Genomic DNA, 22,982 nt, shown 5'->3' with positions numbered 1-22,982 from the left:
AACGGTGTCTATAGAAAGAGGAGCATGCGATTGCATGCTCCTCTTTCTGGCTGTTATTCGGCTTTTTCTTTTTGAATTTTGGCTGGGTTGTTAATTTTATAGGGGATAGGGTGCTTCGTCAGCTTCTTAGCCACGATTTTGCCTTCAAAATGAATCGTATCGCCTATTTCCAGCTCAAATTTCTTGAGCGTAGCGCTGTGGCTGGACCAAGCATCGCCGACGGCTAACTCAGGTTCTAGGATCGCAACCGCCTCGTAAATAACAACTTCATCCTCCGTATCGGAGAAATTGTTCGGGACGGTCGTAAATTCTTTGACGGTCGCGACCATTTTTACTTTTGCTTCAGGAAGTTCAAGCTTCGGTGCTTTTTCTTTTTTGGCTTTGCTCTTTGGAGCAGCTTTTGGCTCATCGCTAGGGATGACTTGGGGTTCCTCTTCAACCTTCGGCTCAGATTCCAAAACGGCAACCGGCAGCGTATCCAACTCCACCATGTCAGCGTTGTCTGCTTGGAGAGACTCCTCAGGGACAGCTGATACTTTTAGGCCATAGTTCGCAGCCTGCATCTCCTTTAAGAACGAGGGATGAATGCAATGCCTCTGACCGTCTTCAAACGTAATGACAGCTGTCATTCGATCTACGAAGCCCGTAATGGTGCAAGCTAAGCTCAAGCCGCTACGTTTGTAAGTGAATGATTTTGACTTAGAGGCTTTCTCGGAAAGCAAACCCCATTCCTTGCATTTTTCTATGAGTTCCGCCTCGTTTTCGAAGGCAATGTCATTTTTGGGCTCAATAACGAAATGATGGATCATGTAATCTCCGCCTTTCAGTTTGTTCGTTTTTATTTTACCATTTTTTCGAAGACAAGTCGGCATGTTTATGAGAACTAGTGAAGGAGATCCTTATTATCATAAAAATGTATTGACGGCAAATTAAATATCCGATAGGATTACTATTATTAAAAATAGTAGATAGGTACAGGGGGAGAAGACAGCATGACTAACAAGAAACTACGCAGCGTGTTCGGCTTGCTAATGGCAATTGTCATTATCGCAACGGGCTGCGGGCAAGCAAAGAGCGAAGGAAACACAGGGGCTACCGCAGGTACGGACAAAGCAAGCATTGAAAATTTACCGGCGGCCATTGCGGAGAAGAAGGACATCAAGCTGATGGTTATCCGTAAAATCGGCGGAGATGACCATACAGCACAATATTTGGCAGGAGCAAAGCAAGAAGGGGAATCACTAGGCTTTAAAGTGGATACCTTCTCAGCTAATGGCGATACAGCTAAGTTCCATGATGCGATTGCGCAAGCAACCGACGGTGGTTATGACGGTGTCGTTATTTCTCACGGTGATGATCCAGCTACAGTGGAAGCTGTCCAAAAGTTGACGGACAAGGGCATTCCGGTAGTCGCATTTGACTCCGTTGGTGAATTGTCTGCCATTCCTGGCGTTACGCTAACATCGCAGGATGACGAAGCGCTTGCACAATTCTCGTTGGATCAATTGGTCAAGGAGAAAGGCGAAGAAGCAAAAATCGTATACTTGTGGGTAGATGGCTTTCCGCCAATGATTCGCCGCAACAAAGTATATCAGGATACGTTGGCCAAATATCCAGGCATCAAAGAAGTAGAGCGCTTTGGCGTTGCCAATAACAACACTTCGGTAGATACGCAAAATGCAGTTGCTGCTATGCTGACGAAGCATCCAAAAGGCGAGATCGACGCGATTTTTGCGACATGGGACGCTTTCGCGATTGGTGCAGCAAGAGCAATTATTGAAGCAGGACGCACAGAAATCAAAATTTACGGAATTGACGTCTCGAATGCGGACTTGCAAGTAATGCAGGAAGAAAACAGCCCATGGGCAGCAACGGCTGCTGTTGATCCGAAAATGATTGGCGCTGTAAACGTAAGATTGCTTGCCAAAAAAATTGCTGGCGAAGAAACGCCTGCTACTTATAATTTGGAAGCTGCTCTTATTGATCAAGCAGAACTAAGCAAATCAGCAGATCCAGTAAATATGGTGAGCTTGGCTACGATTATTCCTGGATGGGGAACGACTGATGCATTCTTGGAAGATTGGATGAAATCCCTAAAAACCATTTACGGCAAATAAACCGAAAAAATGGTATAATCAGTTTTAAAAATAGCGCCCTTGTCCAAGCGGACAAGGGCGCTAAATCCTGTTTGGAGAGGAAGGTGGGGCTGTTGGCAGACTCGAAGGCAAGCCGTCTGGATATGAAACGGATATCCATTGCCTTTCCAGGCGTCAAGGCGTTAACCGATGTTGACTTTCATACGGAATCCGGCAGGGCCCATGCCTTGATTGGCGCTAATGGCGCTGGGAAATCAACGCTCATGAAGGTGCTAGCCGGCGCATACGACCATTATACGGGCAGTATCTCTATAGATGGCAAGGATGTGCGGATCAGGACGCCGAAGGATGCAAAGGACAATGGCATTCAAGTCGTGTATCAAGAGGTAGACACTGCCTTAATTCCTAATTTGTCAGTAGGCGAAAATATTATGCTTGAGCAGACCGTACACGATATGAAGGGCAAGCATCTCATTAAGTGGAAAAAGCTGCATCAATCTGCGCAAGCCATTTTGGATCGCATGAACGTTAAGGTTCCAACCAGAAAGCTTGTACAGGAGCTGACGCTCGCAGAGAAGCAGATGGTGCTTATCGCACGTTCGGTTTCGAAGCAATGCCGCTTTCTCGTATTGGATGAGCCGACCGCTCCGCTTAGCCATAGCGAGACCGAACAGTTATTTCGATTAATCCGGTTTCTAAAATCGGAAGGCGTCGGTATTATTTTCATTTCTCATCGTCTGCCTGAATTATATGAAATCTGCGACGATATTACGATTATGAGAGATGGCCAGCTTGTCATACGGGAGCAGCTGGCAAGCGTTGATCAGCATAAAGTCGTCGAATATATGCTAGGCTCTAAGCTGGACGGGCAATTTCCGAGGACGGAGCGAGTCATTGGCGAAAAATGGTTCGAGGTCAAGTCTATGCGTGACAACGATAAAGTTCACGGTGTCGATCTCCATATTCATAAAGGGGAAATCGTGGGGATAGGCGGCTTGGTAGGCGCAGGCAAGACCGAGCTTTGCCGAGCATTGTTCGGAGCTGCACCGGATGCTTCCGGCGAGCTGTACATGAACAACAGACGGCTGAGAGTACAGTCACCGTATCAGGCAGTGAAAAACGGGCTGGCGCTAGTCCCGGAAGAGCGCAGACGCGAAGGCGTCTTTGTAGAGGAATCGGTAGGCGTTAATCTGACAGCGGCTATTTTGTCCCGTTTCACAAGCTTGGGTCCGTGGCTTAGCAAATCCAAGGAAAAGAATGCGTCTGGGGAGCTGATTCGAAGCCTAGGCATCAAGACACCAAATGAGCATGCCAAGGTGAAAAATCTCTCAGGCGGGAACCAGCAGAAGGTTGCTATCGGCAAATGGCTCCTTGCGGACGCGGATGTTTATATTTTTGACGAACCGACCAAAGGGGTGGACGTAGGAGCGAAACGGGACATCTATGAGCTTGTATCTGAGCTTGCGAGTCGCGGGAAGTGTATCCTGTACGCTTCCAGCGAAATGTCGGAGATGATCGGCATTACGGATCGCATTTATGTCATGTACGATGGTTACGTCATTAAAGAGCTGGAAACCCGCAATACCAATGAGGAAGAGATATTGCTATACAGTACTGGAGGCTTGTTGACATGAAAGCTGCCGAACCTGTTCGGGAGAAAAAAACGTTTCAGCTCGTAGATTTTTTATATAAATACGGCACCTTGATTACCATATTGCTGCTTATCGCTGCCTTTGGCATGATGACGGATAACTTCTTGAGTACGGCTAATATTATTAACATTTTACGCTCCATCTCGATCGTAACGATCATTGCGATTGGACTAACGGTATCCTTGGCAGTAGGAGGCTTTGATCTCTCCGTAGGCTCCGTTGCTTCTCTTGCCAATGCTATCGTGATTTCGATGTATGTGTGGCATGGACAAAGCTTTGGCCTTGGAATCGCAGTGACGATCATCTTTTGCCTGGTTGTAGGGGTCATTAATGCTTTCTTAGTCATTAATTTTAAAATTCAGGACATGTTGATGACGCTGGCTACAATGTTCGTGTTCCAGGGCGTAGCGCTCACTTATACGAGAGGCGCTACCATATCACAAAACATGGTGATGCCAAGCGGCGATTTTGCGACCGGCCAAATTCCTAAGATTTTTGGAAAATTAGGACAGGTCCCTTGGATTATCATTATCATGCTGCTCATCGTTGCTGCTGTTCATTTGTTCCTTACCTATACGAAACATGGCAGGTATATGTATATGATCGGCGGAAACCAGGAAGCGGCTAAGCTCTCTGGCATAGCAGTAAGCAGATACCGACTGACTGCTTATTTAATTTCTGCTCTCTTTGCAACGATTGGCGGTATTGTGCTGGGCGCCCGTGTCATGAATGCTGAGGTTAATGCCGGTGGACCATACCTGATGGATGCCGTTGCAGCTGCGTTTATCGGTTATTCCGTCCTTGGAGCGGGTAAGCCGAATGCGTTCGGTACGTTTGCAGGCGCTGTGTTAATCGGGATTTTATCCAATGGTTTGATCATGCTATCCGTTCCGTATTACGCAATGGATATAGTGAAAGGTTCTGTCCTGGCGCTGGCACTGGCTATTACTTATTACAAACGCAAGCATTAAATGGAGTATCTGACTGCCGCCCAAGCTATGGCTTGGGCGGCTTTGTTTTATCCTCCGCCTTCAGGCGGAGAAAGAATCCAACCGAGGCGTGAGTGTTTGGCAGCGGCAATATGCGAAAATGAAGGAAGGTATGTAGGAGGTGCGCAAGTGAAGGAATTAATAGGTTATCGCGGGATTATCGAAAAGCCATATGAAGAGGTTGTCCGGTACATGTCTGCAATGCCTACCGGTCGGATTAAAGCGAGTCAAATTCCGCTTCTCCTTACGAGTGCTGCGGGCGCGGATGGAATATTGCAGGTGAAAGGAGGGCCTCAGCTTTTTACGGTATATACTGGTGAGGAAGGCGTAGAAATCCGTATCGCTTATCTGGATATCGATGCTGCAAATGGGCATTTCTCCGTATTTGGCGGCTGGTGGTATCGCAATGACTATGAACTAAAGCCGCATGCCAAAGGCTGTGAGGTGCGTTACTCCGTAGCGAATGCGGCCAGTCCGCTAAGCCGGTGGCTGGTACCGCTGCTGAAAGACTACAGGGGGCTGCGCAATGAGAAGCGAACAGGGCGCATGATGCGCGCATTCGACGATTGGGTTAGCCTATTGGCGGTAAGACTGCAATGCAAGGCTTACCGAACCGAATAGTTAGAAGAGAGATATCGATCAAAGCTATTTGACATTGATTATCGTTATCGTTATATTTTATGGGAGATCATAAATGATAATGATGACGGGAGGCGTGGCAGTGTTTATTCAAATGAGATCCATTGTAGTAGAAACGGGAAACTCTCAGATGGTTGTTGATAATTTTAGCAAAGAGGGCCATATTGACGGAATGGAAGGCTTAATTGATATTCATATCATGGTGAACCGAAAAGCAAAGGATTCGGAGGAAGTCGTGATTATGATACGCTGGGAATCCGAAGAAGCCTGGAAAAATTGGGAGAAGGATCCCGTTCATATCGCCGGACACCGGAACAGAAGAAACGAGGAAGGCCCTACTTATATCATCGATTCTTCCGTTAACATGTACAATGTTCATAAAATCAAAGAGGGGACCTTCAACAAAGCAGAGGCTGAAATCAATAAGTAGCCGAGTGTTCTAATAAGTGTCGAATCAAATAAATTCTCTTAACTATAGCTATATTCATGTGAATGACATATAGAAAAGAAAAAACCGCTGACGATCGTCAACGGTTTCTTTTGCGTTTGTTCAATTAATAACAATAATAACGTTCCCAAAGCTTGTAAGAATCATCTTTGTTCTTGTCCCACCAACAGATCTCGTCCCACCAGTTATCATTATGATTAAACCAGTCAAACCAGCTCTTGGAGTTCCAATCCTTGTCTGGCTTTGGAGCGTTCGAAGAATTGGAATGATTGTTGTTATTGGTATTGTTGTTGCTCTTAGTATTGCTAAAAATAGATAAAATGCTGGAAATCAGACTTTTCTTATTGCTGGAAGATTCAGAATTGGATGCTGCAAATGCGGTAGCCGGGACAATACATACGCTGATTAATAAGGTTAGACAGATCATTTTCTTGAGCATGGACATGACACTAACACCTCCCCCGACACGGCATAAATGGCGAACAAATTGTTCGTTATAAAGAATTTTATAATAAATTAGTCCTTTTGTAAACGAATGAATTGATATTTTATGGATATTTAGTAGCGGGGCTTTAGCCGTAGATGATCCAAGTTTGAGTCAGGATCATTTGTAAGTGTGCACCAATTGAACCAATTCAATAATATCATGTTGACATTATCAAATTTCGATGTTATCGTATTGATAATATCAAAACGACTAATAAAAATTCCGACCCATCATCTGAATGAAAGCGAGGTTTTTGCCATGTTTGGATTAAAATTTGTAAAGTTTCAGCCTAGTGATTATGTCCTTAAAATTAAAAACGGAAAAGTCGTCGAAGAGGGGATTGGACTTTCCTTCTACTACTATGAGCCGACGACCTCGGTCGTTGTCGTGCCGGTATCCTCCATAGACGTACCGTTTATGTTTGAAGAAATCACCCATGATTATCAGACGGTCACAGTTCAGGGACAGCTAACCTATCGCATCGTCGATTACAAGAAGACGACAGAAATTTTGAATTATACGTACAATCTGAGAAAAAGGGCTTATTTGTCGGATGACCCAAGCAAGCTTGCCCAGCGAGTGATCAATATTGTTAAGGTCATGATCAAGAAACAGCTGGAGAAGATGCCTTTGCAGGATGCAATCCAATCCAGCGAACAATTAGTTGAAGTCACAACGCGTGAGGTCAAGGGCAGCGAGGATATTGCGAAACTTGGCATTGAAATTATGAGCCTGTCCGTGCTGGCCATTCTGCCGAACAAAGAAACGATGCGAGCGCTTGAAGCGAAGGCGCGCGAGGAGATTTTGCGCGAAGCGGATAAAGCGTTATATGAGCGCCGCAATGCCTCGATCGAGCAGGAAAGACGGGTTAAGGAAAACGAGCTGAGCACGGAGATCGCGGTCGAGACGAAGAAAAAGCAAATTCGGGAAACCCAGCTAGACGCAGAGCGCTTAGTGAAGCAGAAGCAAAACGAAATGAAGGAGGAGCAGCTTCTCTTTGATACGCATCTGGAAGAGAAGAAGAAATCTTTAATAGAGCTGGCTATAGCGAACAAGAATGCCGAGGCTGATGCGAAAGCGTATGAGCTGGGAGCTCTTATGGGCTCGATGAGCGGCATTGAGCCGCATATCCTTCAGGCAATGGCGAATATGGGCATGGAGCCGAACAAGCTTATTGCGATTGCCTTTCAGGATATTGCTGACAAAGCGGAGAAGATCGGCCAATTGAACATTACGCCGGATCTTCTGCAAGGTTTGATGACTCCTCAACCAACGACGGCTGGAACAAGCATGCGCGGAGGTGCGGGACGATGAGTGAAGGGGCTCTCCACCAGAAAATGATTCTAATCAAGCGCAAAACCAGGCTTGAGGAGCTCGTCGTTCGTTATAATACGATCCAGCAGGCGCAGTTCTATATTGAGCGGCTTGGAGCGGATTTTAGCCATTATATAGAAGAGGATGACCGTTACAGCAAAGCAGTTGCCTATGCCGCTGCCGAGTTGAACGCTTACGGTCGGGTGCAGATTCTGGACCGGGAGCATGTTCCCAATTTTATATTTGGCAAGCAGGATATGGTCGTTGTGATCGGGCAAGACGGACTAGTAGCGAACACGCTAAAATATTTGAGAGAGCAGCCGTTGATTGGCGTTAATCCGGACCCGCTGCGGTGGGATGGCGTGCTGCTCCCCTTTACGGTTAAAGATTTAAAGTTGATCGTGCCCGATGTTATCCGCAGGCGCAGGCCGATCAAGGAAGTGACGCTTGCCAAGGCAGAACTGAATGACGGCCAGTGCTTATATGGCGTAAATGATTTGTTCGTTGGCCGAAAAACCCATGTTTCCGCCCGATATCAGCTTGAGCTCAGCGATAGAATGGAACAACAATCCTCTAGTGGCATTATCGTATCAACGGGGCTTGGCTCCACAGGCTGGTTCAAAAGCGTTCTTGCCGGCGCAAAGGGGATTATGAGGAGTACAACGAATCAGAACCTCCCGTTGTCGCCTGAGGCGATAACGGGCTCGGAAGACGGCTTTCATTGGAATTCCCCGTTTCTTTATTTTACGGTCAGAGAGCCATTTCCGAGCCAAACGACGGACGCGGAGTTGGTATTTGGGAAGATCGAGGAGCGGAGGCCGCTTCGGATTACGTCGCAAATGCCGGAAAACGGGGTTATATTCAGCGATGGAGTGGAGAGCGATTTTCTGGAATTCAATTCCGGTGTGGAGGCAACGATTGGCCTTGCGGAAAATAAAGGACACTTGGTCGTATAGCTTATATAGGCTTGAAGGGACCATCGCAAGAAGGACGGCTTGATTAATCAAGCCGTCCTTTTTCGTTCGCAAATCGTTGCCGGTTGAAGGCTATCCATTCCCTGGTCGCTAATGAAAGGTAGCCGGTACGTTTCCAAACCATAGCCAGCCGCCATGGAATGCTTGGTTCAATCAACGCAGCCGTTGTAACCTTCGCTGGATCGAGCAGCTGGCATATGCGGTCGGGCAGCATCGCAATGCCAAGGTTTTCGGCGACCATCTCGCCAATAAAATCCCACTGTGAGCTCTCGTAGACGATCAGCGGATTAAATCCGATCATGCGGCATTCGTTAATGATCCGGTCATGGAGCGCAAAGTCAGTATTAAATAAAATAAATCGTTCTTGTGCCAGCTGGCTTAAACCGATTTGTGCGTTTCCGGCAAGAGGATGCGACGGATGGAGGATGACTCTCAAACGGTCCTCTATAACGGGGAATGAGTCGAACGCTTCCGTATCAATCGGCTCTAAGACAACACCCACGTCAAGCAGGCCGTTCCGCACTTGCTCTTCTATTTTTTTTGCCCCGTCCTCTATTAACTTCATCGCAATGCCAGGATATTTGTCTTGAAAGCTTTTAATTACACTTGGGAAAAAACTGGAGCCAGCCATGGGCGGAAGCCCGATACGGATGCTGCCTTTGTTCAAATAGGCCAAATCATTGATTTCTGCCTGTAATTGCTCGAACAGCTCCAATATGGGGATGGCATAATCGTAGATTGCTTTTCCTTCAGCCGTAAGCTTTACTTGCTTGCCATCCCGATCAAACACTTCAAAATTCAGCTCGTTTTCCAAATTTTTAATCATTTTGCTGATCGTCGGCTGCGTAATATGAAGCGCTTCTGCCGCTTTGGTGAAGCTGTTATGTCGCACAATTTCAGATAGATAGTGTAGATGGCGGATTTCCAAAATAGCACCTCTTAGCATAGATGAATGGAATGTCTTTCATACGATATATTCATTTTACCTATGATAGGTCACTCTGTATACTTTTATAGAGGAAGAGGTGTTATGAGCATGAAAAACCTATTTAAAACGGCTGCCCAGGTTGTTTTTTTTATTATATTGGCCGAGGTATCGGATGTTATCGTAGCTAAGCTGTATTTGCCGGTTTCCGGAAGTGTGGTTGGTATTATGCTGCTATTTGGATTGCTGCAAATAAAGGCAATCCGGATGGAATGGATCGAATTAGGATCGAAATGGCTGCTTGCCGAAATGCTGTTGTTTTTTATCCCAGCGGCAGTCGGCATCACGAAGTATAAAAGCTTGATTTTGCATAGCGGCATGGTAATTTTCATCACTATTTTTTGCAGTACGATCTTGGTTATGGTGCTTGCCGGGATACTGGGTGAACGTATGGTGAGAGGGAGACGGGAGGAAGCGCAATGATTCAGTCACTGGGTTGGCTAGTATTTACGGTGGGAATCTATTGGGCGTCTAAGCAGCTGTATCGTTTCTTTCCTAAAGTGTATCTTACGCCGTTGCTCGTCGCTCCGGTTGTGGTGATCTTAAGCATGTCAATCAGCGGGGCAACGTTTGATCAATATGATGAAGGAGCGGGCTGGTTAACGAAGCTCGTGGAGCCTGCCACAATCGCGCTCGCGATTACGCTGTATCGTCATATGGATATTTTGAAGAAAAATGCATGGGCTATTGCGGTTAGCGTGACAGCAGGTGCGGTGCTGGCGATTGTTACATCCGCTGCTTTGGCGATTGGGTTCGGACTGGACCCCTCAGTCATGGAAAGCCTCGCCCCTCGCTCGGCGACCACGCCAATCGCCATATCGATATCGGGCTCGATGGGCGGAGTACCTACGATTACGGCCGTGGCGACTCTAATCACCGGATTAATCGGATTGATGGCAGGACCGCTAATTGTCAAATGGTGCAGCATTAAGAGTCCGGTAGCACGCGGCATATTATTCGGAACAAGCGCACACTCCGCAGGTATCAGCAAAGCGCTTGAATACGATATGGTTACAGGCTCGGTTGCCAGCATTGCCATGATGGTGACGGCCTTCGTTACGCTGCTCGCAGCCCCATGGCTGGTTGGGGTTCTTTCGTCTTTGGCATAGCCATATCTTACTACCTGAAGATTAGGTATAATAATAGAAATGTTTACTAAATCATACAGGATTGGAGCTGAATTCATGCTGCTATTAAGAGGTCAGAAAGCAGACGTAACCAAGGGGCGTGAGCTGACATCCATAAGCTTGCAGTTTGGTTGGTCGGTTGGTCATTCATCTATGAGTATTGACGCTGCAGCATTTCTGCTTTCGGATCAAAACCGCTGCGAAAAGGATGAGGATTTTATTTTTTACGGTAATCCGGTAGCCCGCGATGGTTCTGTGTCGCATGCTGCTGCTCCGCATCCAGCTGACAAGGAGTCCGTAACGATTGCATTGAATCGTCTGCAGGATCACACGTCAAAAATTGCGTTTACCGTGACGATTCATGAAGGAGAGCGCTTAAGTCACTTCATGCAGGACGTATCCGGCATGTATGTAAGACTTCTTGATGGCAGAACGGGAGAAGAATTATATCGCTACGAGTACGGTGCCGAATTCACGAAGGAAACAGCGGTCGTTGTCGGTGAATTGTACAGGCATAGCGGAGAGTGGAAATTTAACGCCATCGGCAGTGGGTTTTACGGGGGCCTTGAAGCCTTATGCACAAGCTTTGGGCTGGAGATTGAGGCTCAAGAAGGTGAGGCGGCAGCAGCGGTTGAATGGGCAGAAGAAGTGGCTCTAGCGCCTATCGATTTGCGCAAGAAGATCGTTCAAATCACCTTGGAGAAGAAAAAACTAACCCATGTCGAAGCCAGAGTCGGAATTGTGCTGGACATTACGGGCTCTATGCAAACCTTGTATAAAAATGGCACGGTACAGGAAGTAGTGGAGCGCATATTGGCTGTAGCCTCTAAGTTTGACGATAACGGGGCTTTGGACGTATGGGTATACGATACACATTTCAGCAGATTGCCGTCGGTGACGGAGCGGGATTTTAAAGATTATGTGCAAAATCAAATTTTAAACAATGCAGCGATTCATAAGTTTGGCCGCAACAATGAACCACCGGTCATGGAAGATGTCATCCGCAAATATACCGTTGAAGAAGATACTGGCGTTCCCGTATTTATTATTTTTATTAACGATGGGGGAGTAGTAAAACCGATTAAGAAGGTCATTACGGCAGCTGCGGTTCAGCCAATCTTTTGGCAGTTTGTAGGTATTGGACATTCTGATTTTGAAGTGTTAAAGCAGTTGGACACGATGGAGGGGCGAATCGTTGACAACGCGAATTTCTTCCATTTGGACGATATTGCCGCAACATCAGATGAGATGCTGTATGATCAGCTTTTGCATGAATTCCCGAGCTGGCTTAAGGCTGCGGAAGAAAAGCGGATCATTAGGCGTTAACTATATTTTTCAATTGAATCTGCACAGGAGCGCCTCACCAAACGGCAGCTCCTGTTTTCCCCCTAGCCAAGCCACCTTTCCTCCACGTTCAAGTAGTTTTCCAAATTTCAAGCCTATTACAATTAAAAATAAAATTTATATTCAATGTTTATGCCTTATGAATGAGAGCCAGCTCGCTTTCGGAGAACCGAATCCATTCGCGGGAGGCGAAGGATAAATATTTATCTTTGCGCCAAATCATCGACAGCTGCCAAGGAATAGCAGGCTGAACGATAGGAATGGTAGCGAAGCGCAGCGGGTCAAGCTGCCCGCAAATGCCTTCGGGCAGAAGCGTGATTCCGTATTTGGCAGCGACCATCTCTGTCATAAAGTCCCATTGAGAGCTTTCGAAGACGATTTTCGGTTCGAAGCCTGCTGCTTCGCATTGCTCCTTGATCAGGTGGTGAATGGTAAAGTCATTACGGAACATGATGAATCGCTCGTGTTGAAGCTGATGCATACGAATGGTGGAGCTAGACGCAAGCTCATGATTAGCATGAACGACAAGATGTAAGTTTTCATGAATGCAAGGGAGAATGTGGTAGCGCTCCATATCCTTGACTGGAAGGATGACCATGCTGAAATCCAGCTCGCCTTGAAGCAAGTCCTGTTCCATTCTTTTGCCGCCCTGTTCAATGACCTGCAGCTTGATTTGTGGATAATGAGTCAAAAATTTCTCGATGATTGCTGGCAAGAAATAGCTACCAACCATCGGAGGAATACCGAGGCGCAGCGTTCCTTTCTTTAAAGACACGACCTCCTCCAGCTCGCTCGACATATGCTCAAACGATTGGATGATATGCTTCGCTGAACGAAGGATGGTTACGCCGGCATCGGTTAATTCGATCTGTTTCGACGAACGGTCAATAAGCTGCACGCCAAGATTCTCCTCCAGCATGCGAACCATCTTGGAGAGGGAGGGCTGTGTAATGTGAAGCGTCCGGGCGGCTTGCGTGAAGCTGCCCGCTTCAGCTACGGCAACAAAATAATTCAAATGTTTAAGGTCCATGAGACAGGCTCCTTCTAAGCATGTCAGCAGGTCGTACTGCTAGTGCTGCTGTGTCAGGTATAGTGAAAAGGAATGAAAACTATTCGATATATGTATTTTACCTATATGTCGAGCGGGTGTAAACTTATCGGTGTCCAGAAATTAAATAGAAATAAGGTGTACCATGATTATGATGGAAAAGCTTAACGTACCGTTAGACTCAAGACCTGCTTCAACTTCGCTGACTATAAAAGAATCTATTGTGCTGCCTCCCGATACGAACCATCACGGAACTATTTTTGGGGGCAAGCTCATGGCATATATTGATGATGTGGCAACGATTGCCGCAACCAAGCACGCTCGTCGTCCTGTCGTCACGGCTTCAACCGACTCGGTAGATTTTCTCCATCCGGTCAGAAAAGGGGATGCGGTTAGTTTATCGGCTTTCGTTACCTGGTCGCACAAAACCTCAATGGAGGTTTTCGTTCGAGTTGTGACCGAAGATTTGCTGACTGGTGGCCGCAAAGTTTGCGCCACCTCCTTTTTAACCTTTGTAGCTTTAGGGGAGGATGACAAGCCGACGGTTGTTCCAGGCGTTATTGCGGAATCGGCTGAGGAGCGGTTGCTGTTCGAGACCGCACCAGAGCGCAAAGAAGCCCGTCGTATCCGTAGGCAGGAGAGCAAGCATTTTGCCAACTTTATGGGTACGAATGATGCCTTTAAGGAACCAAGGGATCAAGCTGTCCCGCAGCATTCGATCAACAAGGGGTATGAATCGGCTTGGTGCGCGGAATGGTAATGAAATAAACAGGGAGAATCCTTTTGCTTCTTATTGTGGATTTGCAAGGCAAAAGTTATGCTCCAAACCGTCGCAGCAAAAATTATAAATCTCATGTCGCCACCATTGTTGGAATTGATGCTGGGATACACCCCAAAATTGGACACGGATTGGGCAAGGGAAATAATACCACCCCTTATTAAAAAATCTTAATGACATCTTCCCCCTAATATTCGTTAAGATATGCGAATGATAAACGTATAGGGGGAGAAGCGAAATGGGAAAAAAAAGATGTTTGTTCTGCTCGGAGTTTGTCACTATAGAAGAAAACAACGGATATGAGGTTTACGTAAGCTGTCATTGCACGCCTCAAGGCTCATATCGATTGTTAAGCGAAAGCTATGATACGATAAATTCATATTCTTACTCCATAAAGAGCAAAAGATTTCCGATTGTTTCGGCTTACCTGCGCGAACGCTCCGAATCGGGTGAGCGCATGACTTTAGCTGCCGAGGATATGGCGGAGATTGAGAACTTAGCCAGCATTCCGGTTACGATTGAACAAAAGGAAATGCGCTTACTGCAATATTTGTACAAAAAATCCGAAGGGCCAGGAGAGGCTATAGTCATTCATCCTCTGTCTCAAAATTATAACCTGACGTATTCGCCTAATATGCAAGAGCTTGTTTATATTATTGAGAAGCTGCGAGAGAGCCAACTGATTATAAGGGAAGGCATGACGTTTAAGCTTACGGAGAAAGGTTGGGACGAGGCTGCCGCTAGTTCGGCTGGCGGGAAAACAAAGGATTGTTTTATTCTGCTTGCTGAGGATGAGGAGCTGCGAAGCGAATGGGCGCTGCAAGTCTTTCCGAAAATGGAGCAATGCGGCTATTCGCCAAGGTTGTTTCAGCAAACCGAAACGGAGAGAAGGGAAAATCATACGCTGGAGCAAATATTAGATAGCAAGCTTATTATTGCGGATTTAACGAACCATTCTCCAGAGGTTTATTTTGCGGCAGGTTACGCGCTAAGCCAAAACATTCCGGTGACCTGGACAATCAAACGGAGTTCAGTCGACTTGGTGCTCGTTCAATCACATCCGATTCGTCCGTTCGTTTGGGACAAAGCAGAGGACTTAGCGGCAATGCTGCAGCAGAAGCTAAGCCATAAAGGAACGGCTTCCTAAATTTAGCAAATTAAATCTTGGGCTATATAGCAATAGCAACAAAAAAACACATGAGCCATGTGTTTTTTTGTTTAAGGAATGGTATAGCATAAGTGAAGCAAGCATACTATCGGATTTAGCTGCACATGGCAGCAGGCTTTAAAGCTGCGTTAAAGGCAGCGCGATTTTCCCATAAAAAAGAATGAATTTGACTCGGCTCCTCGAAAAAGAGTTCGGCTTCATCCCTGTAGTCTTCTCCCAATCCATGAATACTGTAACGATCCTCGTCATAGCCCATCAAAGTCCATTGTCCTCCGCGTTTCCGATCGGAAAAGACAAGATAAAATTTCTTGCCGGCTGCATCCCATTGCGCCAAATCACTAAAGCTTTCCAAAATCAACGTGATATCCGTTTTTTTCTTGATTAGCATCATCCATCTCCTCTTTCTTTTTCAATCGAATTGGAATACTTTATCATTCACTTGCATAGAGACAAATCAAGAATAACGGATTCCTGCAAAAAAGTATGTCAAATATTCGTCGAGGTTTATAAGAAGATTTGGCGAGAAATGCCGAAAGTGAAGACAATTTATATATAATGTCAATTTACGCATTGAAATGGTTGCGGACAACCTTTATTATACAAGTTATAATATAGAAGCTTACTATTCTTGAGCATCTAAGAAATGGGAGAGACAATCATGAAGGATGAATGGAAGAGATGCAAAGATGAGCCCGCGTTTTGCCCAGTTTCCTATAAACGGGACGGTCGAATGTACTGGAGCTTGTTTTTGCTGAGCGGATTTATGGCAATCGGTTTTAATTTTGCATTTGAATCAGAACTGCTTCTTATGCTGTACGCCTTTCCCATTGTATTTTTGGCGATGCTTCAGATTACAATTCCTCAGTTTGCGGTCACGGGGATTTTGCTATTGAGCACCATTGTGTTGCTTAATCCGGTTAGCGTCGTTTTGTTGTCTGTTACAGCTGCATTTGCGCTGCTCATCCTAATCGTAAAGCGTGTCGTGTGGGTCTCGCAGCAGCACTTTAATGAAAAGACAAACCAAGAAGATATGCTGATGAGCACTATGTTCTCTTTAGCCAAAACGATCGATGCGCGCGATCATTATACCGCTTACCATTCGAATAACGTTGCTGAATATGCTAGGAGCATCGCTAAGGAAATGAGATTGCCTTCACGTGAGGTTGATTCGATCTACTTGGCAGGACTCATTCATGATATCGGGAAAATCGGAACACCGGATCTTATCCTCCATAAGGAGAGCCGTTTGTCCGATGAAGAATATGATATTATGAAGCAGCACTCCGAAGCGGGATATCAGATTGTTAAAGATATGAAGAGGCTCAAAGACCTAGGGGTGGCAGACATGGTCCGCTTTCATCATGAGCGGCCGGATGGCAAGGGTTACCCAAGCGGCTTGAAAGGCGAGGAAATTCCGCTAGGCGCTCGCATTATCGGAGTTGCCGACGCCTTTGATGCCATGACAACAAATAGATCCTACCGGCAAAAGCTGTCCGCGGATACGGCGGCAGAGGAGCTGGCCAAATACAGCGGTTCTCAGTTCGACCCGGCGGCAGCCAAGGCATTTCTGTCTGTCTTAGTACGAGAAGGCAAGCTGACAGCTGAGTCTAATAGACGTACCGCCGCGCAAGTGGCCATAGCGAATTAAGAACAGAGCCATCCTGCTTATGGGATGGTTTTACTGTTAAAGAGGTTGTTTCGTATTTTATTCCAAGGTCAGATGAGGAGGATGCCGCATCGAACTGGCTATTTCGTTTCATGCTGCTGGACCTTTGTATTTGCAATTATATCTTCATATCCGTTCCTTAATTCAGGATGGAGTCTTGCAGGATGGTACGAAGCTGCCATCCATCCGTGCGTTAAAGCAACAATTAAACATAAGCAAAACGACAATTGAGACGGCCTATCATCTTTTATTGGAGGAAGGTTACGCTGCTAGCAAAGAAAGGTCCGGTTTAGTTGTTATCAATCCGAGTCACCTGCTTGCATCGAATCCGGCAGAGATGTCTGCCAGCTTCACATCGGAAGGGTGCTGTACTGAAACAAGGGAGACGGATAAGAAACCTCTCATTGATTTCAGTCTATTGACGGTGGATGGTGATTCCTTCCCAATCCGTATATGGAAGTCTGTAGCAGGAGAAGCCCTTTCGCAAAATAGTCCGTTCATTCATCAATATGGTGATCCACGCGGAGAATACGCCTTGCGAGTCAGCTTGGCACAGTATTTACAGCATTCACGAGGCGTTGTATGCACTCCTGAACAGGTCATCGTTGGGAATGGAATTTCTTATAGCATTCAGCTGCTTTCCAAACTGTTGGAGGGAGAAACAAGCGTCGGAATTGAGAAGGCTGGAATCGCTCAAGTAAGAGAAGCATTTGTACAAAACGGGCTTCATCCCATTCCCATATCGATGCAGACGCGCAAGCAACTGGAGCAAGAATGTTCTGTTTATAACCTTCGCACGCTATACGTTACACCTTCACACCGTCCGACTGGAGAGCCTTTGCCCTATGGAATCAGACAGGAAATGCTGCAATGGGCCGCTGATACAAGAGGGTATATCCTTGAAGATGATTACGATGGGGAGCTTCGACTGTCAGGCAAACCAATCCCTTCGCTTCAGGGTTTGGACAAAAAAGGGGTTGTCATCTATATGGGAACCTTCTCTAAGGTTTTCACACCTGCTTTTCGAATGAATTATATGGTATTGCCACCTAAGCTATTAAATAAAATGCACACGATGGATAAAATGCTGTCTCCACCTTCCCGAATTGACCAATGGGCAATGCAATTGTTTATTTCCCGCGGGCATTGGTATCGGCATTTGAGACGAATGCGAAAGGTATATCGGTTGAAGCATCATGCACTCGTCCAACTGATCAAAGAGGTTATGCCAGATTCCGTACAAGTCGAAGCAAGTGGATCGGGCTTGCATCTTGAATTATCCATATCGGCTAATTGCAGTGCGGAAGAGCTGGTCGAATTAGCGCGTAATGAAGGCGTGCTCGTCTATGGCAGCCAAGATTCTTCTAAAAGCACTTGTGGCGGCAAAGCCAAGGTTTATGCAGGTTTTGGAGGAGTAACAGAGAATGAAATGAAAGTTGGCATACATTTGTTACGAAAAGCCTGGATGCCGGTTTTACTTAAGTGACTATACCGCTTTTAAAATGATAAATTAAACCCATCATAAGGCTTATTGCCATATGGAAACCGATGGGATAAAATTTAGAAAAGGTTTTTAAACGTGGGAACAATAAGCGTTCCATCGCTGTGAATTGACGCAGGCACCCACACAGGGTGCCTTTTTGCATATTTTTAACTAAAAATGAAACGGTAGATTACCTTAAACCATAGAACAAAGGCCATAAATAGCTATTAAACTGGAGGCATGATCGGATGGGGATATTTGATTTTTTTCGGAAAAAGAGGTTAAGCAAGGATGAGCCTCTTGATTCAAGCGATGGACAATATGAGAACGAAGAGGAACGCCGCGAAGCGCTGCTTATGCTCAGTCGCCAATTATCATTAGATAATGAAGACGTTGTTCTTGAAGTAAACGAATCACTGCTGACACCACACGCATATTGCGAGAAATGGCAGGATCGGCTTGACGATCGCGGAATAAGCGTGCCGTTTAAAGAGCTTTCGTGGATTGCAATGGTAGATGCGCTAATAGAAGAGCGTATGGCGGAAGAGTTTGACTGGAAAACAGAGAGCACTATCGTTTTGTACACGATTAGAAAATTAATAGCACGCAAGCAGCTCCTGCCGCAAGATATGGATTGGTCCGAATTCGATTTTATGGAAGACTTACCTACCGCGGAAGCACTGGAAATCATGAAAAATAAGCTCAAGCCTTACGAAATTGCTCTTGCAAGCGTAGATATCTTGAGTGATTCTTACGTTCTGATTACCGTGCCATTTGAGGAACTGGTCGAGCTCAAACGCTTAGCTTCCAAGGCTGGTTATCGAATCGTTGACCATTTTGTCAGCTCTTAAGTAGGTGCAGTTGAATAATGCTGAAATGAAAGGCGGTTAAACCATGGAGACGGCACTCGGATCAACTGAAAATTTGATGAATGAGATAAAAGCGGAAATAAGCAAATGGTTTGATCTTCTTGGCCAGAAGGATACGAATCATATTGTCGGTCGAACAAAGCTGCAGGTCGGCGTTCATGATTATGCCTTGTTGGAATATAAGAATGGCGATATAAGCATCTATGATTCTGATCTTGATTTTATGGAACCGTCGGCTAAACGAACTTACGGACAGCCGGCCGAATCATGGACTGAGGAAATGATCCATGAATTCATTAAGCCTCAGCTTGCCGGTTTTGTGAAGCAGGAGCTCGATGCATTGCAGCCAACCACATTAATTGATTACAAGTTTGTCTTTTGGGGCAAGTTTCGAGCCCAGGGCGGCGAGGTGAAAACTCCGTTAGTAACATACATAAATGAGGAGAAGAAGCAGCTGCTATTGGAGAGAATAGCGAATTATTTAAAGATATGTCTCGATCAGGGCCAGAAGCCTACCAAGCCTTTAGAGACATTTTTTCTCTCTAAGCATCTATTGGATCAAGAACTATTTCCCGAGCTTGATTCGCAGCGTGTAATCGGTCTCTTCGATAAAGTGCTTGAACTCAACAAAGTAAACAAGTCCCAACTGGAGGAGCATCGTAGTTATATCATTCGTTCTCTGCAGAACTGGGCGGAGGATCAATTTCTTCCTCGTTATTATACGATACAGGAACAAAAGTGGCATTCCAGAACCTATATCAGAAAAAACGCTGGCATTTCTGAAGAGCTTGATCATTCTACCGTAGATCTCCTATTATATGCGGCGATAGCCATAATTAAATATGAGCCGGCCTACAGCAAAAACACGGGAATTGAGTTCCTGAATCGAGCAGAAGAGCTTGGTAGCGAAAAAGCTTCTCTCCTAAAGAAGGAAGGTAGCGGCACCTTTGCTAAAGACGAGATTTATTATAAAGATGAGTTTGTAGAATGCAAAGCAAACGATATTTTTTCTACGATAACGATCGTGTTACGAAAGGAAACAGAGGAGAGTTACGCTCAAGCGCTTCGTTTCATGATCCATTTATTAGAACATGGCTTTCCTGCAAGTTACCAAATTAAGCTAAAATCGAGTGAGAAGCAGTTTCTACCGATCAAAGGCTTGGCAAAGACGGGCACTCATCGTTTCTTTGCTAACGCTTTAGAATATGCGAAGCTGAGACCGCTGTTAGAGCAATATGCACGGGCAGCTATGCAAGAATTTGAGTGGTATGAGGATGCAGAAGGCGAGAAATGCTGCATGCCGGGTACGTTTGCCGTTTTTGGCCTTGGGTTGGCAGATCAGGTCTATTTCCCCTTGGTTAAAGATTATATGAAAATCGTGGACATCGAGCATCAGTCTGTTCAAAATGGTTTTACGGCAGCGTTTACCGAAAAATACGACTTTACGGAACAGGTGCTCTCAACTATTGTCGTTTGTTTACTGCATTGCACTGACACGATTAAGCTGAAGGTTCAAAAGCAAATGGAGGAAGAAAGTATTTTACCGCAGTTGTTACATGAAATGGCTGATTTGCAGCGGCATCAAGTGGAGCATCTCATTTACACCATTTGGGGTGGTTCAGCCAAGCTCGAAGCTGCTATAGCCAAAGCCAAAGGAGAGAAGCATGAAAGGCTAACACAGCTTTTGCTTCATGCTGCTAGATGAACCAATCAAATACAAAGAAACACTCCAACCTTTTAATTGATCTTCAGCTATTTTTAGCTGTCGGCGCGTTGTTTGGCGGGTCTTTTCTGATCATAGATCCGAGTGGCGAATTGATGGATATGCCGCTATCCCTGATCGAGCATTCTTGGTTTAGCAATTATCTCATACCGGGCTTGATCTTAGTAACCATATTTGGAGTTATGCCCTTAATCATCGCTTGGGGATTATATAAGCAATGGGCATGGTCTTCTGCTGAAAAATGCAATTTATTTGCCGATATGCATTGGTCTTGGACGTTTACGCTGTACTCGGGAATCTCTTTAATCTTATGGATTACCGTACAAGTGTTAATTATTGATCGGTTTGTCGTCATCCATTTCATTTATATGGCATTAGCAATCGTTATCCTTGTCGTTGCTTTGCTGCCAGGTGTTCAGAAGATGTATAAAAAAGAATTTTGAACGAAGGGAGGGAGATCCGCTGATGTATATTTCATCTCCAAAAATGATTCCCATACCGTTGGAGCAGTTGGAACAAGTCGAGAAAGAAACGCATGTTAAGCTTCCGGAGGCTTATATCCGTTTTCTTAGTCAATATGGACAGGGAACTTACCGGGGATGGTTAAACGTGCAGCTTCCAGACGCGGGAGTGATGCAGCCCTTTGCAGAATATGATTTGTGGGAGCATGATGAATTCAGTCCCATTACACAGCCGCAGATTAAGGAATGCGTGTCGATCGGCACAACGATTGATGGCGATTTTCTGGCTGTTCATCCGAATGTCGAAGGTATCGTTTGGCTGCCCAGGCATTCTGAGGAAATTACAGTAAAGCTATCCGGCGATGGTGACTATACGGAAACTTTGGACCGTATCTTTCAGGGAGCGTATGGGAATTCAAATCCGGAATCTTCTTATTTTGAACCTTGGAATGATTCGAGAAATCATGTCTTTTTTCGTTTTACACCGAGCGCAGAATACCCTGCTTTATCAGATTTAGGCAAGCAGTGCAAGGAACGCTACAAGCCCGACTTGCTTATAGAAAACGAATATACTTGTAAGCTGTTTATCCACTCTCTTGGCGGCTTTTTGCGTTTAAATTATGCGAATGGCCGAGAAATTGCAGTTCAATACGAAGCAGAGCAACAGGACTTGTTTGAGGAGATCTCATCTTTTCTTTTGCAAAACCATTGTGAAATTTGGGAATAACGGAACGCTAATGTTATTTGGGAAGAGGGTGAATCCGTGTTTCTTGATTCCGAGGCATATGCGCAAACCTGCAAGTTGAAGCGCAGCGGTTCAACGCTAGAGCCGGCATTTAATCAGCTGGCGGATTTCATGAAGATGAAATATCAAGTGGAAATGCTGAATTATATTTTAGATGACGCTGAGCATACACCGAAATTAAATCTTATATTGAATACAACCAAACAGTACAACAAAATGCATGACAGAAAAAATAGCTATAGCTACAATCAAAAATACCGCGAGGCCATCCGCCTGCATTTCAAAGAAATTGTTAGGGAATCGGGACTTAAGATTTCCTTTCCTATTGATGATCTGTTTATTTGTTACACCGATTTTGAGTTCGAAGCAGGGGAGCGGGCTGTTAAACAGATGCTTCATGACCATCATGACAATCTTGCAGCTAAGTTTCACAGCCAAAATCTATGGGATATCATTGGAAGGTTCCCCAGCATAAACGTCTTTTATTTAACGAATGCGGATGTCAAGCACAACAAGGCCAACGGAAACTGCGAAGAGTTGAAAGCCGAACTCAATCGTGCGGTTAAGAGTTACGACGAATTTGATTATTTTTCGGATGACAGCTTGCAGGTTTATTTTGACAGCAAACAGAATTTGGACCATCAGTATGAAGGGAATTTGTATTATTATTTTAAATGAATCTTAGGCTGCCTCGGTCATCGACCCTTTTTCCTGGAAATCGGAGGTCATTTCGAAGCTGCACATAACAAAAAGGCCCAAAGTATGGGCCTTTTTGTGTGATTCCTGTGGAGAAGCTGCTTGAGTGTTTTTAGGAGATTTGGTTTATTATTTAGTAACCACAGCCGCCGCCGAAAATTCCACAGCTACAAGCGATAATCACCAATAAAATGAAAAGCACCAGAATGGTACCAGTGTTCGTAAACGCACCACCTACAAAACCGGACATTTCCATTCAACCTCCTTACGTATAGATTTCATTTATTCGA

Annotated in this window: 26 protein-coding genes and 1 pseudogene; 21 read left to right on the top strand and 6 right to left on the bottom strand. The window is 45.4% G+C overall.

Annotated elements, in window-relative coordinates; genetic code table 11:
- Positions 1-53: 53 nt before the first annotated feature.
- Positions 54-809 (bottom strand): hypothetical protein, encoded by a 756-nt coding sequence (locus FJQ58_RS30625; protein ID WP_139999420.1) that lies wholly within the window; start codon positions 807-809, stop codon positions 54-56.
- Positions 810-992: 183 nt separating this feature from the next.
- Here FJQ58_RS30625 and FJQ58_RS30620 point away from each other — a divergent pair, with 183 nt between their 5' ends.
- From FJQ58_RS30620 to FJQ58_RS30600, 5 genes are all read left to right on the top strand, one after another.
- Entirely contained in the window at positions 993-2,117 is a 1,125-nt protein-coding gene (locus FJQ58_RS30620) for a sugar ABC transporter substrate-binding protein (RefSeq protein ID WP_139999418.1), read from the top strand.
- 122 nt (positions 2,118-2,239) lie between these two features.
- Complete coding sequence (locus tag FJQ58_RS30615) at positions 2,240-3,730, top strand: sugar ABC transporter ATP-binding protein (protein ID WP_140000244.1); 1,491 nt, start codon at positions 2,240-2,242, stop codon at positions 3,728-3,730.
- Entirely contained in the window at positions 3,727-4,719 is a 993-nt protein-coding gene (locus FJQ58_RS30610; protein ID WP_139999416.1) for an ABC transporter permease, read from the top strand. The genes FJQ58_RS30615 and FJQ58_RS30610 overlap by 4 nt, the downstream gene beginning before the upstream one ends.
- Before the next feature lie 147 nt (positions 4,720-4,866).
- Entirely contained in the window at positions 4,867-5,358 is a 492-nt protein-coding gene (locus FJQ58_RS30605; RefSeq protein ID WP_139999414.1) for a hypothetical protein, read from the top strand.
- Between the two features lie 73 nt (positions 5,359-5,431).
- Positions 5,432-5,806, top strand: coding sequence for an antibiotic biosynthesis monooxygenase (locus FJQ58_RS30600; protein ID WP_338016183.1), 375 nt, complete (start codon positions 5,432-5,434; stop codon positions 5,804-5,806).
- A 124-nt stretch (positions 5,807-5,930) separates the two neighbouring features.
- On the opposite strand, the gene FJQ58_RS30595 is transcribed toward FJQ58_RS30600, so the two are convergent.
- Positions 5,931-6,269, bottom strand: a complete 339-nt coding sequence (locus FJQ58_RS30595) for a hypothetical protein (protein WP_139999412.1) — start codon at positions 6,267-6,269, stop codon at positions 5,931-5,933.
- 300 nt (positions 6,270-6,569) lie between these two features.
- Here FJQ58_RS30595 and FJQ58_RS30590 point away from each other — a divergent pair, with 300 nt between their 5' ends.
- Together FJQ58_RS30590 and FJQ58_RS30585 are read left to right on the top strand one after the other, a co-directional pair.
- On the top strand, positions 6,570-7,625 hold the full coding sequence (locus FJQ58_RS30590; protein WP_139999410.1) for an SPFH domain-containing protein: 1,056 nt from the start codon (positions 6,570-6,572) through the stop codon (positions 7,623-7,625).
- Complete coding sequence (locus FJQ58_RS30585) at positions 7,622-8,581, top strand: diacylglycerol kinase catalytic domain-containing protein (protein WP_139999408.1); 960 nt, start codon at positions 7,622-7,624, stop codon at positions 8,579-8,581. Before FJQ58_RS30590 ends, FJQ58_RS30585 begins: the two co-directional genes overlap by 4 nt.
- Before the next feature lie 43 nt (positions 8,582-8,624).
- Here the strand turns inward: FJQ58_RS30585 and FJQ58_RS30580 are convergent, their stop codons facing one another.
- The gene (locus FJQ58_RS30580) at positions 8,625-9,527 is read right to left on the bottom strand and encodes a LysR family transcriptional regulator (RefSeq protein ID WP_139999405.1); all 903 of its coding nucleotides are present in this window, start codon (positions 9,525-9,527) and stop codon (positions 8,625-8,627) included.
- Between the two features lie 108 nt (positions 9,528-9,635).
- On the opposite strand from FJQ58_RS30580, the gene FJQ58_RS30575 reads away from it, so the two are divergent.
- The 4 genes and pseudogenes from FJQ58_RS30575 (at position 9,636) to FJQ58_RS33105 (ending at position 12,037) form a co-directional block, all read left to right on the top strand.
- Positions 9,636-10,007: a CidA/LrgA family protein gene (locus tag FJQ58_RS30575; RefSeq protein WP_139999403.1), complete on the top strand. Its 372-nt coding sequence runs from the start codon at positions 9,636-9,638 to the stop codon at positions 10,005-10,007.
- Entirely contained in the window at positions 10,004-10,693 is a 690-nt protein-coding gene (locus tag FJQ58_RS30570) for an LrgB family protein (RefSeq protein WP_139999401.1), read from the top strand. The genes FJQ58_RS30575 and FJQ58_RS30570 overlap by 4 nt, the downstream gene beginning before the upstream one ends.
- A gap of 39 nt (positions 10,694-10,732) precedes the next feature.
- Positions 10,733-11,287, top strand: a pseudogene (locus FJQ58_RS33110) (TerD family protein); the annotation flags it as partial.
- A gap of 72 nt (positions 11,288-11,359) precedes the next feature.
- A complete protein-coding gene (locus FJQ58_RS33105; protein WP_238404456.1) occupies positions 11,360-12,037 on the top strand; it encodes a vWA domain-containing protein in 678 nt (225 codons plus the stop codon).
- A gap of 148 nt (positions 12,038-12,185) precedes the next feature.
- On the opposite strand, the gene FJQ58_RS30560 is transcribed toward FJQ58_RS33105, so the two are convergent.
- The gene (locus FJQ58_RS30560; protein WP_139999398.1) at positions 12,186-13,085 is read right to left on the bottom strand and encodes a LysR family transcriptional regulator; all 900 of its coding nucleotides are present in this window, start codon (positions 13,083-13,085) and stop codon (positions 12,186-12,188) included.
- A 172-nt stretch (positions 13,086-13,257) separates the two neighbouring features.
- On the opposite strand from FJQ58_RS30560, the gene FJQ58_RS30555 reads away from it, so the two are divergent.
- The 3 genes from FJQ58_RS30555 to FJQ58_RS30550 all read left to right on the top strand — a co-directional run bounded on the left by FJQ58_RS30555 (position 13,258) and on the right by FJQ58_RS30550 (position 15,028).
- On the top strand, positions 13,258-13,863 hold the full coding sequence (locus FJQ58_RS30555) for an acyl-CoA thioesterase (protein WP_202915377.1): 606 nt from the start codon (positions 13,258-13,260) through the stop codon (positions 13,861-13,863).
- Between the two features lie 23 nt (positions 13,864-13,886).
- Positions 13,887-14,045, top strand: a complete 159-nt coding sequence (locus FJQ58_RS32470; protein ID WP_162341871.1) for a hypothetical protein — start codon at positions 13,887-13,889, stop codon at positions 14,043-14,045.
- Between the two features lie 74 nt (positions 14,046-14,119).
- The gene (locus tag FJQ58_RS30550) at positions 14,120-15,028 is read left to right on the top strand and encodes a hypothetical protein (RefSeq protein WP_139999394.1); all 909 of its coding nucleotides are present in this window, start codon (positions 14,120-14,122) and stop codon (positions 15,026-15,028) included.
- 115 nt (positions 15,029-15,143) lie between these two features.
- Here the strand turns inward: FJQ58_RS30550 and FJQ58_RS30545 are convergent, their stop codons facing one another.
- Positions 15,144-15,440 carry a hypothetical protein gene (locus FJQ58_RS30545; protein WP_162341869.1) on the bottom strand — a complete coding sequence of 99 codons (297 nt, stop codon included), beginning with the start codon at positions 15,438-15,440 and terminating at the stop codon, positions 15,144-15,146.
- Between the two features lie 267 nt (positions 15,441-15,707).
- Between FJQ58_RS30545 and FJQ58_RS30540 the strand changes: the two genes are divergently transcribed.
- The 7 genes from FJQ58_RS30540 to FJQ58_RS30510 all read left to right on the top strand — a co-directional run bounded on the left by FJQ58_RS30540 (position 15,708) and on the right by FJQ58_RS30510 (position 22,674).
- Positions 15,708-16,697, top strand: coding sequence for an HD-GYP domain-containing protein (locus FJQ58_RS30540; protein WP_162341867.1), 990 nt, complete (start codon positions 15,708-15,710; stop codon positions 16,695-16,697).
- A 124-nt stretch (positions 16,698-16,821) separates the two neighbouring features.
- A complete protein-coding gene (pdxR, locus tag FJQ58_RS30535; RefSeq protein WP_338016182.1) occupies positions 16,822-18,201 on the top strand; it encodes a MocR-like pyridoxine biosynthesis transcription factor PdxR in 1,380 nt (459 codons plus the stop codon).
- Between the two features lie 245 nt (positions 18,202-18,446).
- On the top strand, positions 18,447-19,049 hold the full coding sequence (locus FJQ58_RS30530; RefSeq protein ID WP_139999386.1) for a DUF6630 family protein: 603 nt from the start codon (positions 18,447-18,449) through the stop codon (positions 19,047-19,049).
- A 43-nt stretch (positions 19,050-19,092) separates the two neighbouring features.
- Entirely contained in the window at positions 19,093-20,772 is a 1,680-nt protein-coding gene (locus FJQ58_RS30525; protein WP_139999384.1) for a DUF6138 family protein, read from the top strand.
- Entirely contained in the window at positions 20,769-21,233 is a 465-nt protein-coding gene (locus FJQ58_RS30520) for a hypothetical protein (RefSeq protein ID WP_139999382.1), read from the top strand. The genes FJQ58_RS30525 and FJQ58_RS30520 overlap by 4 nt, the downstream gene beginning before the upstream one ends.
- A gap of 22 nt (positions 21,234-21,255) precedes the next feature.
- Positions 21,256-21,978: an SMI1/KNR4 family protein gene (locus FJQ58_RS30515; RefSeq protein WP_139999380.1), complete on the top strand. Its 723-nt coding sequence runs from the start codon at positions 21,256-21,258 to the stop codon at positions 21,976-21,978.
- 36 nt (positions 21,979-22,014) lie between these two features.
- A complete protein-coding gene (locus FJQ58_RS30510; protein WP_139999378.1) occupies positions 22,015-22,674 on the top strand; it encodes a hypothetical protein in 660 nt (219 codons plus the stop codon).
- A gap of 151 nt (positions 22,675-22,825) precedes the next feature.
- Here the strand turns inward: FJQ58_RS30510 and FJQ58_RS33100 are convergent, their stop codons facing one another.
- Positions 22,826-22,942 (bottom strand): YjcZ family sporulation protein, encoded by a 117-nt coding sequence (locus FJQ58_RS33100; RefSeq protein ID WP_206669740.1) that lies wholly within the window; start codon positions 22,940-22,942, stop codon positions 22,826-22,828.
- Positions 22,943-22,982: the final 40 nt, after the last annotated feature.

This window comes from Paenibacillus paridis (assembly GCF_006345825.1).
GTDB classification, from domain to species: Bacteria; Bacillota; Bacilli; order Paenibacillales; family Paenibacillaceae; genus Pristimantibacillus; species Pristimantibacillus paridis.
This window is presented reverse-complemented; position numbering and strand designations above follow the sequence as displayed.

Bases quoted from the DNA above. Each gene is read 5' to 3' on its own strand.
- FJQ58_RS30545 (WP_162341869.1), bottom strand. From the start codon at position 15,440: ATGATGCTAATCAAGAAAAAAACGGATATCACGTTGATTTTGGAAAGC.
- FJQ58_RS30520 (WP_139999382.1), top strand. From the start codon at position 20,769: ATGAACCAATCAAATACAAAGAAACACTCCAACCTTTTAATTGATCTT.
- FJQ58_RS30620 (WP_139999418.1), top strand. From the start codon at position 993: ATGACTAACAAGAAACTACGCAGCGTGTTCGGCTTGCTAATGGCAATT.
- FJQ58_RS30585 (WP_139999408.1), top strand. From the start codon at position 7,622: ATGAGTGAAGGGGCTCTCCACCAGAAAATGATTCTAATCAAGCGCAAA.
- FJQ58_RS33100 (WP_206669740.1), bottom strand. From the start codon at position 22,942: ATGTCCGGTTTTGTAGGTGGTGCGTTTACGAACACTGGTACCATTCTG.
- FJQ58_RS30550 (WP_139999394.1), top strand. From the start codon at position 14,120: ATGGGAAAAAAAAGATGTTTGTTCTGCTCGGAGTTTGTCACTATAGAA.
- FJQ58_RS30555 (WP_202915377.1), top strand. From the start codon at position 13,258: ATGGAAAAGCTTAACGTACCGTTAGACTCAAGACCTGCTTCAACTTCG.
- FJQ58_RS30530 (WP_139999386.1), top strand. From the start codon at position 18,447: ATGGGGATATTTGATTTTTTTCGGAAAAAGAGGTTAAGCAAGGATGAG.
- FJQ58_RS30560 (WP_139999398.1), bottom strand. From the start codon at position 13,085: ATGGACCTTAAACATTTGAATTATTTTGTTGCCGTAGCTGAAGCGGGC.
- FJQ58_RS30600 (WP_338016183.1), top strand. From the start codon at position 5,432: ATGATAATGATGACGGGAGGCGTGGCAGTGTTTATTCAAATGAGATCC.
- FJQ58_RS30590 (WP_139999410.1), top strand. From the start codon at position 6,570: ATGTTTGGATTAAAATTTGTAAAGTTTCAGCCTAGTGATTATGTCCTT.
- FJQ58_RS30595 (WP_139999412.1), bottom strand. From the start codon at position 6,269: ATGTCCATGCTCAAGAAAATGATCTGTCTAACCTTATTAATCAGCGTA.
- FJQ58_RS30625 (WP_139999420.1), bottom strand. From the start codon at position 809: ATGATCCATCATTTCGTTATTGAGCCCAAAAATGACATTGCCTTCGAA.
- FJQ58_RS30540 (WP_162341867.1), top strand. From the start codon at position 15,708: ATGAAGGATGAATGGAAGAGATGCAAAGATGAGCCCGCGTTTTGCCCA.
- FJQ58_RS30525 (WP_139999384.1), top strand. From the start codon at position 19,093: ATGGAGACGGCACTCGGATCAACTGAAAATTTGATGAATGAGATAAAA.
- FJQ58_RS30570 (WP_139999401.1), top strand. From the start codon at position 10,004: ATGATTCAGTCACTGGGTTGGCTAGTATTTACGGTGGGAATCTATTGG.
- FJQ58_RS30615 (WP_140000244.1), top strand. From the start codon at position 2,240: ATGAAACGGATATCCATTGCCTTTCCAGGCGTCAAGGCGTTAACCGAT.
- FJQ58_RS30575 (WP_139999403.1), top strand. From the start codon at position 9,636: ATGAAAAACCTATTTAAAACGGCTGCCCAGGTTGTTTTTTTTATTATA.
- FJQ58_RS30610 (WP_139999416.1), top strand. From the start codon at position 3,727: ATGAAAGCTGCCGAACCTGTTCGGGAGAAAAAAACGTTTCAGCTCGTA.
- FJQ58_RS30515 (WP_139999380.1), top strand. From the start codon at position 21,256: ATGTATATTTCATCTCCAAAAATGATTCCCATACCGTTGGAGCAGTTG.